The organism is Enterovibrio norvegicus DSM 15893 (assembly GCF_900115495.1).
GTDB lineage: Bacteria > Pseudomonadota > Gammaproteobacteria > Enterobacterales > Vibrionaceae > Enterovibrio > Enterovibrio norvegicus.
The window spans coordinates 86173-96438 of sequence record NZ_FOWR01000021.1; the positions used below are offsets into that span (position 1 = coordinate 86173).

Below are 10266 nucleotides of genomic sequence, written 5' to 3' on the forward strand. Positions count from 1 at the left end.
TATGACGATAGTTTTTATACTGTAACAATCAGTCAGTAACGATGAAATCGTCTAACTCATTGCCTTCCCGTTTTCTTAACCTTAGCCAATCGGCTTGAGGTAAGCGCACATCAATCAGTAAATGTCCGTCTTGATCGTATTCTTCATGCAAAATACAACGCAAGCGACAGAATTTACTGTGCATTCTGCCAATCGCCGCAGGTGGAATACGTAAGCGATAGCTTACCATAGTCCCCGACAGCCTTTCGGTCAGCGCCTCAAAAAGAAGATCTATACCCCGATCTGCAAGAGCGGATACCCAAACAACACGTGGGATACCGTCTTCATCACGCTCGATACGCGGCAATGCGTCTTCCATGTTGTCGATTTTGTTCATCACCAACAAGGTAGGCACTTCATTCGCATCGATCTCTTCCAGTACTTCATTGACAGCATCAATGTTCTCCCGGAAGCGCTCATCACTCGCATCAATGACGTGAAGCAACAACGTCGCTTCTTGCGTCTCTTTCAACGTTGCTTTAAATGCTGCAACCAAGTCATGAGGCAAATGACGAATAAATCCCACAGTATCTGCAAGAATCGTGTCACCAACATCCTCCACTTCAATCTTACGAAGTGTCGGGTCGAGTGTCGCAAACAATTGGTCTGCGGCATAAACGCCTGCTTCGGTAATACGATTAAAGAGGGTTGATTTGCCAGCATTGGTGTAACCCACCAAAGACAACGTCGGAATTTCAGCACGGTTGCGTGCTCGACGCCCCTGCTCGCGCTGTTTCGCTACCTTATCAAGTCTACGCAAAATCGCTTTAACGCGATCACGTAGTAGGCGTCTATCGGTTTCGAGCTGGCTTTCACCAGGACCACGTAAACCAATCCCCCCTTTCTGACGTTCAAGGTGCGTCCAGCCACGAATGAGTCGCGTAGAAAGATGTCGAAGCTGAGCAAGCTCAACTTGTAACTTACCTTCGTGCGTTCGCGCTCGCTGAGCAAAGATATCGAGGATCAAACCCGTTCGGTCAAGCACTCGACACTGAACCAAACGTTCTAAGTTTCGTTCCTGTGCGGGTGTTAACGAATGATTAAATAAGACGATTTCAGCCCCGAGCATTCGGACTGCGTCTGCGATTTCGAGGGCTTTACCTTCACCAACAAAGTATTTGGAATGCGGGGTCTGACGGCTGCCTGTTACAGTTTGCAGCTTGGTCACCCCCGCAGACGATACCAGCATTTCAAATTCGCTGAGATCTTCCCATTCACCTTGTTGAGTGAAGTTGATATGAACTAAAACAGCCTGTTCACCGGCTTCGTAACGGTCAAACAAGCGATCAACTCCTTACCAAAGGATTGTTACTCCTCAGTTTTTTCTTGCGGACGATCGTTCGGAGAACGCTCGTTAGTATTATTGTGATGATGATTTACTGGGCGAGCAGGTACAACTGTAGAGATCGCATGTTTGTAAACCATTTGATTCACGGTGTTTTTCAGCAGGATCACGAACTGGTCAAATGACTCAATCTGGCCCTGAAGCTTGATACCGTTAACGAGGTAGATAGATACCGGTACACGCTCGCGACGCAGTGCGTTCAGAAATGGGTCTTGTAGAGATTGCCCCTTAGCCATTTTTAATTTTCCTTATTGGTTTGTAGTTGTATTTCGCAACAAAAAAGATCAACAACGTCGCTTACAACAATCAAAGTATACCCTGCTCAAACAGCAATCAGGTCAAACACTTTGTGACTGTTTGTAACGATAGCGTAGCGTTGTCGCTATCAAGCCACGTAAGATCATCCCAGCTTCTCAACCAAGTAATCTGACGTTTGGCTAACTGACGGGTGGCACACACTCCACGATACACAGCATCATCTAATGCGCCGCTACCCGACAAATAATCCCACATCTGACGATAACCTACGCAGCGAATCGACGGCATATCTGCATGCAGATCGCCACGTTCAAAAAGCGCACGCACCTCCTTCTCAAACCCGGCTTCCATCATTTTCTGGAAACGAAGCTCAATCCGACGATGTAGTTCTCCCCTTTCCTTAGGGGCTATAGCAAATTGGTGAACCTCGTATGGCAATGGGTCACCTTTGGTTTGGGTTAACTCAGTCAGAGTTTTACCCGAAATACGAAAAACTTCCAGCGCTCTCGACAATCGCTGTGGATCATTAGGATGAATCCTCGCACCTGATACAGGATCGATACGGCAGAGTTCATCATGCAGCGCTTGCCATCCATGAGCTTGGGCTTCCTGCTCAATAGTAGCTCGGATCACTGAATCCGCGGCTGGCAAAGGTGATAAGCCTTCCAATAATGCTTTGAAGTAAAGCATCGTACCACCAACCAAAACCGGAATTCTCCCTTTTGCGACAATCTCTTGCATTTCTCGCAGGGCGTCCTCACGAAAATCAGCTGCCGAATACGCTTCTGATGGATCGCGAATATCAATAAGGCGGTGCGGCGCAAGCGCCAATTCTTCCGCCGTAGGCTTCGCAGTACCAATATTCATGTCTCGATAGATCAGCGCACTGTCGACACTAATGATCTCTACCGGGAACTGTTGTCTCAGTGCGATCGCCAGATCCGTTTTACCGGATGCCGTTGGCCCCATTAAAAAAATCGCTTTAGGCAGCGTATTACTCATGTTCGAATGCTTCTATTGCGGTTGCCACGTCGACCGGACGCAACAACGTTGAATAATGCTCTGCCAGTTCTCCCTGCCAGCAATGTTCTAGTTCAGTGATCAACGTCACTGCTTGTGATAGGCCATAGGCATCACTTTTCTGCGTCGCTTTTCTTGCAAGCCAATTAGCCAGACTATCTGGGGATAGCGAGATTTGACTGTCCGTTTGCTGCGACAAAAAGCCGAATAGTTCAGGGATCAATGATTGCAGGTTGTGCTTACGCAATGGTTGGCACACTGCCATCACCATGATCTGACTGGCTGATTTTTGACGAAGCACAATACCAAATTGTTGTAATAAATGATCATATTCCGACATGACTGCCATTTCGGCAGCCGACGCAGGGATTGCCTGTGGGATCAACAAAGGTTGTGCTTTCAAACCTGGCGCACTCATGCCCACACGCATTTGTCCTAACGCATGCAAATGGCTGGCAACGTCCAAATCTAACACCGCAATACCCTCAGCACGCTGCAATAGCAGGTAGCGGGAAGCGACGATAGTCAATGCCTTGCCTAGCCCACCATCGGTATGACCAACGGATACAGCATTTAATGACATCGCGGCTGGCGCTTCTGCAATGGCGTTTTGAGCAGGCACTTCTGGCGTTTGCATCAACGCCTTGTAAGCACGTTGCGTTGCTTTAGAGGGGGCTGATGGCTTCTCTGGCATGGAAGAACGCCCACCACCTTGAGAAGAAAACGCGCTCGATTGACGTTGATACCCACTCGCGTTGGACTCAGACGAAGAACGCCACGCTGATTGTTCGCCTTGCCCACCAACGGCACCAGAGTACGAACCGGATGAGGCAGGTGCACTTGGTGCTGACGGTGCGTTTTTTGAATGTGAAGTCACCGGCTCGACCAACACATCCTCAGCGACAACGTTATCTTTCTCTTTACCTTGTTCTTCACTACCAGCGTGCGCAGATTCCGAGGGCTCAACGACACCGTCATTCCCCTCGAAATCCAGTGATGGTGAGTGGTCCGCCATCACTTGTTGCAATGCATCAGACACGGCTTGATAAATGAAGTCATGCACCAAACGTGCTTGATGGAAACGCACTTCGTGCTTTGCGGGGTGCACATTCACGTCCACTTGATGCGGATCGATGTCGATGTACAACACATAGGCGGCAAACTGATCAGGCTTGAGCGTCGCTTCATAACCTTGTCGAATCGCATGGTTAATCAGCCTGTCTTTCATCATGCGTTGATTAACAAAGCAATGCTGGATGTCATTTTGAGCCCGTGCACCCTCTGGTGTACAAATCCAACCGTGCAGCGACAGCCCTTGGTGCTCCAAGCTAACTTGTGCAGCGGTTCTGACAAATTGCGGGCCACAAACAGCAGCAAGTCGGCGCTCGCGCTGGGCATCGTTTTCAGCAATGCGGTATTGGCGCACGATGGTGCCATTGTGTCTGAGCGTAATCGCCACATCGAAACGGCTCAGCGCAATACGCTTTAGCAGCTCATCAATGTGGCCAAATTCTGTTTTATCTGTACGAAGGAATTTTCGGCGAGCAGGTGTGTTGAAAAACAAATCCACCACTTCAACCGTGGTGCCGACGGGATGTGCTGCTGGCTTGATTTGGACCGACATATCACGACCTTCAGCATGTGCAGACCATGCTTCGGTTTGTGCTTCCGTCCGAGATGTCAGAGTCAGTCGAGAAACCGAACTGATACTGGCGAGCGCTTCACCGCGAAAACCAAGGCTAACAATGGCTTCAAGATCGTCAAGGCAGGCAATTTTCGACGTTGCATGACGACTCAAGGCGAGTTCTAACTCGCCCTTGTCGATGCCACATCCATTGTCACGGATGCGAATAAGTTTGCTGCCGCCTTTTTCAATATCGACATCGATACGTGTTGCGCCCGCATCGATACTGTTTTCTACCAATTCTTTGACCACGGACGCGGGTCTTTCAACCACCTCACCCGCGGCAATTTGGTTCGCTAACCTTGCCGGTAATATCTGAATTGCCATTGGTTAGCTCCCGGGGATAATCAACGTCTGACCGATCGCCAACTCGTCTGAACGCAGCTTGTTGGCTCTTCGGATACTTTCTACCGAGATACCATAATTGCTGGCGATTTTACCCAGATACTCGCCACGTTTCACTTTGTGCTTCGTATCTTTGGGCTTTATACCCACAATCTTTAGCTTTTGACCCACGGCCAATTCGTCTTTACGTAATTTGTTCGCTTTACGGATGCTAGACACAGTCACGTCATATTTCGCCGCAATCTTCCCAAGGTATTCGCCGCGAGCAACAGTGTGCGTTCGCGTCACCGTTGATGAAGGACGACTATTCGACGTGTTGTTCGATGACGAACTCCCACTCGGCGACTTACTGCCCGATGAGGCATTCGAGGCAAGTGACTTCACGTTAACATCTGGTACCGTCAGTACCTGACCCACGCGCAATCCACTCGACTTCAGGCCATTTGCTGCTTTGATTGCGGAGACTGAGCTGCCGTATTTTTTGGCAATCACAGACAAGGATTGACCCGACGTCACCTTATGTTTGATGCCGTTTTTACGCGCGGCCATCAAGGTGCCGTCTGGCGGGAAATCTTCGAAATACGCCAACACGCCTTTAAACACGGCATTGGCGATCTTTTGCTGATGATTAGAACTCAGCAGCAAGGTTTCTTCTTGTGGGTTAGTGATAAAGCCCGCTTCCACCAGCAATGAAGGAATGTCAGGCGATTTCAACACAGCAAGACTCGCGTGCTCAGGGCTCGATTTGTGCAACTTAGTGACACGTCCCATCTCTTTGAGGACGCGCACCGCCACATCGTAGCCTTCTTTTTGCGAGTTACTGAACTGCAAATCCAGCACGGCACGGCTGAGGTATTCATCTTCGTTGTCGTCGAGAAGTGCACCACCGCCGAGAAGGTTCGATTGCTCTTCATGCTTCTCAATCCATCGACCAATTTCACTGTTCGCACGACGACGGGACAATACCCACACCGATGCGCCGCGCGGCTGTGGCTTGTGGAAACCATCCGCATGAACAGAAACCAACAAATGCGCGCCATGTTTACGCGCGATTTCAGAGCGTTTATTGAGATCGAGGAAGTAATCGCCGTTTCGTGTCATGACCGCTTTCATGCCAGGAACAGCATTGATTTTTGCCGCCAACCGACGAGAAATAGACAAGGTGACATGTTTTTCGTACTTGCGACGAGGGCCCACGGCACCGGGGTCATTACCACCGTGACCGGGGTCGATGGCAATAATGATGTCATCCGTGCCAAATGGCAGTGCCGCTTGGGCTTCTGTTGGCTCAGACTTCTTTGGCTTTGCGACCTTCTTTGGCATTTTGTGCGGCAAATCGATCACAAGACGGTGACCGTATTCGCCGCCAGGCTTCAAGGCAAAGATGCGCGGCGTGCTTTGATCTTTGAGTTCAAAGACCAAACGATAGGTGCCTTTATTCGGTGGATTACTTTTACGAACACGACTCAAAATCTTGCTGTTTTGAACACCCATCGGCAAATTTGCAGTGACAGATGTTCCGTTCAGGTCGATGACGAGACGATTCGGTTTGGTCAACGTAAAATAAGAAAACTCTGGCGTACCCGCCATGTCCATGACAACACGTGTTTCCTCAGGTGCAGGCCAAACACGCACATTTTCTAGCGTATTTGCCCATGCTGTGGCCATCATTCCTAGCCAACACAGTAGACCTCCCAGCATTCCCCGCCAATGCATACCGTTAATTCCACTCCATTTTTTCAATCAAGGCGTTGCCCGCCACGGTATTGGCTTTCACCTGAACCGTTCGCTGCTCACCGTCATATTTTAATGTGATATCGAGATCAGGCTCTGGCAACAAGCCTGTGCCTTTCTCCGGCCATTCAACCAAACAGAGTGCATCCGGCGTGAAATAGTCACGGATCCCCATGAATTCGAGTTCTTCAGGATCAGCAAGGCGATATAAATCAAAATGATAAACTTGCCACGTCGATAACTGATAAGGCTCTACCAAAGTATATGTCGGACTCTTTACTTTGCCCGAATGACCTAAGGATTGAATGAAGCCACGAGAAAACGTGGTTTTCCCGGCACCAAGATCGCCGTGTAGATAAATCGTGGTTTGCGCAGAACAAGCCGCAGCGATTGCGGCACCAAACGCCACCGTCGCTTGCTCATCGGCAAGCTCAGTGTTGAAAATCTCTGTCATGTTTCTCACTGCTTTGTTGTCTGAGAGTCACTTCGCTCACAGATCGACATTTATGCTAACTTCTTTCCCAGCAAAGGAAGCAGGTCACTGGCAATCAGGCCTCGCTCTCCAAACTGTTTCACGGCAATGTCTGCCGAATGACTGTGCAGGAAAGTTCCGAAAATTGCTGCACGATCAATGTGTTTTGTTTGAGAAATGCAGGCAGCAATCGTCCCCGCCAATACATCGCCCATACCACCGGACGCCATTCCGGGGTTACCCGCATCAATCACGGTGAAAACGCTGCCATCATAAACGATTGTGCCCGCACCTTTAAGCACGACGACACCGCCATATCGGTTCTGTAACTCTTTGACGGCAGAAAATCGATCCCGTTCAATCGAACTGACGCTGATCCCCAATAATTTTGCAGCCTCACCAGGATGCGGTGTGAGCACCCAATTGGCATAGCGTCGAGGATACTGATGCAGAAAATGCAGCGTATCTGCATCAAGCACCATGGGTAGATTTGTCGCTAATGCGCCGTCAAACAATTGCCGCGCCCATGAGGATTGCCCGAGACCTGGCCCAATCGCAATCACGTCTGCCCACGTCAGTATGTTGTCGAGAACATCTGCACCGTCGCTGCGTTTCCAATGTCGTGTCATGAGTTCAGGTTGACGTGCAAGTATCGCAGGCATATTGGCTTCTGCCGTCAGCAGCGATACCAATCCTGCGCCAGAACGCAGCGCAGCTTGTCCACACAGCAATATGGCGCCGCCCATTCCCTGTTGACCGCCAATGCACATGACGCGCCCCACACTGCCTTTGTGCGATGTTCTTTTGCGTTGAGGTTCAATGGCGTTTGCACGATGTTTACCGAGTCGCGTCACCGATGAAGGGAACGCCGCTTCAAATGCCGAATCAATGCCTAAGCCGTCAAACACCACATCGCCAACATGATCTCGCGCTTTTCCCGTGAACATGCCCTGTTTCAACGCCACAAAGCTCATGGTCACATCCGCTTCAACGGCACAACCGAATACACGGCCTGTGTTGGCACAAAGCCCAGATGGAACATCGACAGCCAAGCACGGCGCATCTATCACGTTCATCGCTTGGATCACAGAAGCATAATCACCTCGGATGCGGCGATTCAATCCTGTGCCAAACAACGCATCCACCAGCACATCCGGCGGATCGTGAAGATCAAGTGACATGGAAATAGCGCCCCCCGCCTTCTCAAAGGCATCCTTTGCGGTAGCGGCATCTCCCGTCAAAGAGCAAGGTTCAACCAAAGAATGAAGTTGCACAAGCAAACCGTCTTCCAACGCAAGGCGACCAATCACATACCCGTCGCCCGCGTTGTTCCCGCTGCCACAGCAAATAAGCACCGTTTTTGCCGTCAACCAATATTGACGTAAGCATTGATACGTAGCCGCACCCGCTCGCTCCATCAAGGTGTACATATCAACACCAAGATCCTCAGCGATCTTTCGTTCTCCGTCTCTTACTTGATCCGATCGGTAAAGCGAGTGTGGTAAACTGGCAACCATCTGATGTCATCCATGTTTTGTTGTTCTGATCTTATGTCTAATTCTCGATCTTCATCGTCGATCAATCTTAACCAACTCGCTGAAAATATCAGGCTATGGGGCCGTGAACTAGGTTTTCAGCATATTGGTATTGCTGATATTGATCTTCGTCAGCATGAAGCCCAACTCCAGCGCTGGCTGGATGCTGGCTATCATGGCGACATGGATTGGATGGCACGTCATGGCATGATGCGCGCACGCCCTCAAGAGTTAGTCGAAGGAACGATCCGCGTGATCAGTGCCAGAATGGACTACCTTCCACCCAATGCTGGTTTCGCAAAGACGCTGGATGATCCAACTCTCGCTTACATTAGCCGATACGCACTTGGCCGTGATTACCATAAATTGATCCGTAACCGCCTTAAAAAATTGGGCGAGCGAATCGAACAGGAAGTGGGACAGTTTGGCTATCGCCCTTTTGTTGATTCAGCACCGGTTCTTGAGCGTCCATTGGCAGAGAAGGCGGGTCTAGGTTGGACAGGTAAGCATTCGCTTTTGCTAAATGAAGGCACGGGGTCATGGTTTTTCTTAGGTGAACTATTGATAGATTTGCCGCTGCCTGTCGATGAAGCCAAAGAAAATCAATGCGGTAAGTGTGTTGCCTGCATGACATCTTGCCCGACCGACGCCATTGTTGAAGAAGGGGTTATCGATGCGCGGCGCTGTATTTCTTACCTCACCATAGAGCTTGATGGCGCAATTCCCGTAGCATTTCGACAAGCCATTGGCAATCGTATCTATGGGTGTGATGACTGCCAGCTTGTTTGCCCCTACAACCGAGAGGCTGAACTCACACATGAGTCAGATTTTCACGGCAGAGCGTCTCTTGTTCAGCAACCTCTGACAACGCTTTTTACTTGGGATGAGAAGACTTTTTTGAAAGAAACGGAAGGGTCCGCTATTCGCCGTATAGGCCACGAGAAATGGCGTAGGAACCTCTCTGTTGCGATGGGCAATGCGCCTTATAACGAAGAGATCGTAGATCTTTTACAAGCAGCAAAAGGATCCTCTGCTATGCTTGATGAGCATCTTGACTGGGCGATAGAACAGCAGCTCTCTCGTCGACAAGATGCGTCAATTGATGTGCTTCCAGCTTCCACGAAGCGTTTAGTACGAATTGTTCAAAAAGGCTTACCGAGGGACGCATGAATAGTGCAAATATTGACGGAATTAGCATTTTTCGGCCAAGCATCAATCAAAAATAAGACACAGATTCACTTCTGCTGCGCAATGTGGAAAACATTTTCAGTACGGCATCATTCGATGCACATCAATAAAGTTAAACACATACTGTGAATAAACTCAGTCGACATTCATAAATAGTGAATAAGCTGGGGATAATAAAGCAATATTTTTAACTGATTACCTTCCAAACCCAGATATCACAAGGGTTTAAAAGAAAAACTTATCCAACGCTTCATTTTTCAGCTGATCACCACCTAATCACAACTACCGTGTAAATTAGGCCTTAAAATAGTTTAATCAACGACGTTACCCACAAGGATGGCGATGTGGATAACTCTGTTGAGAAACACGATAAAATGGTGCTCAAGCGCTAGATAACTAACGAAAGTCGGTGGATAGTTCAGATTTTGATAGGCTAGATCCAGCCTGAGGTTCATGCTTCACAGCATTATTGACAACGACTCGCTGTACCCTGCGTTCAACTGGTACATGATTTGCGTAGTGTTGGTGCTTACAGAAGATAGCCTGTAAGAAATTTGGAGCGACACACGAGGTTCGAACTCGTGACCTCAACCTTGGCAAGGTTGCGCTCTACCAGCTGAGCTAGTGTCGCATTGAGCATCCGATG

At 49.2% G+C, this 10266-nt stretch carries 8 protein-coding genes and 1 tRNA gene; 1 reads left to right on the plus strand and 8 read right to left on the minus strand.

The genetic code is table 11. The features are described 5' to 3' along the window. Nucleotides 1–28 precede the first annotated feature (28 nt). The 7 genes from hflX to BM082_RS14470 form a co-directional block, all read right to left on the minus strand. Nucleotides 29–1321 (minus strand): ribosome rescue GTPase HflX, encoded by a 1293-nt coding sequence (gene hflX / locus BM082_RS14440; RefSeq protein WP_017008740.1) that lies wholly within the window; start codon nucleotides 1319–1321, stop codon nucleotides 29–31. 26 nt (nucleotides 1322–1347) lie between these two features. Continuing rightward, nucleotides 1348–1620, minus strand: coding sequence for an RNA chaperone Hfq (hfq, locus tag BM082_RS14445; RefSeq protein ID WP_017008739.1), 273 nt, complete (start codon nucleotides 1618–1620; stop codon nucleotides 1348–1350). A 97-nt stretch (nucleotides 1621–1717) separates the two neighbouring features. Continuing rightward, the gene (gene miaA, locus BM082_RS14450) at nucleotides 1718–2644 is read right to left on the minus strand and encodes a tRNA (adenosine(37)-N6)-dimethylallyltransferase MiaA (RefSeq protein ID WP_017008738.1); all 927 of its coding nucleotides are present in this window, start codon (nucleotides 2642–2644) and stop codon (nucleotides 1718–1720) included. Further along, nucleotides 2637–4673, minus strand: coding sequence for a DNA mismatch repair endonuclease MutL (mutL, locus tag BM082_RS14455; protein ID WP_017017204.1), 2037 nt, complete (start codon nucleotides 4671–4673; stop codon nucleotides 2637–2639). Before mutL ends, miaA begins: the two co-directional genes overlap by 8 nt. Nucleotides 4674–4676: 3 nt before the next feature. Continuing rightward, nucleotides 4677–6359 carry an N-acetylmuramoyl-L-alanine amidase gene (locus BM082_RS14460; protein WP_017017205.1) on the minus strand — a complete coding sequence of 561 codons (1683 nt, stop codon included), beginning with the start codon at nucleotides 6357–6359 and terminating at the stop codon, nucleotides 4677–4679. 52 nt (nucleotides 6360–6411) lie between these two features. Continuing rightward, entirely contained in the window at nucleotides 6412–6879 is a 468-nt protein-coding gene (gene tsaE / locus BM082_RS14465) for a tRNA (adenosine(37)-N6)-threonylcarbamoyltransferase complex ATPase subunit type 1 TsaE (RefSeq protein WP_017014607.1), read from the minus strand. Nucleotides 6880–6929: 50 nt separating this feature from the next. Beyond that, nucleotides 6930–8414: a bifunctional ADP-dependent NAD(P)H-hydrate dehydratase/NAD(P)H-hydrate epimerase gene (locus BM082_RS14470; protein ID WP_017017206.1), complete on the minus strand. Its 1485-nt coding sequence runs from the start codon at nucleotides 8412–8414 to the stop codon at nucleotides 6930–6932. A gap of 60 nt (nucleotides 8415–8474) precedes the next feature. On the opposite strand from BM082_RS14470, the gene queG reads away from it, so the two are divergent. Beyond that, nucleotides 8475–9602, plus strand: coding sequence for a tRNA epoxyqueuosine(34) reductase QueG (gene queG / locus BM082_RS14475; protein WP_139218793.1), 1128 nt, complete (start codon nucleotides 8475–8477; stop codon nucleotides 9600–9602). Between the two features lie 573 nt (nucleotides 9603–10175). Here the strand turns inward: queG and BM082_RS14480 are convergent. Then, nucleotides 10176–10251: transfer RNA gene (locus BM082_RS14480), tRNA-Gly, on the minus strand. Nucleotides 10252–10266 lie beyond the last annotated feature (15 nt).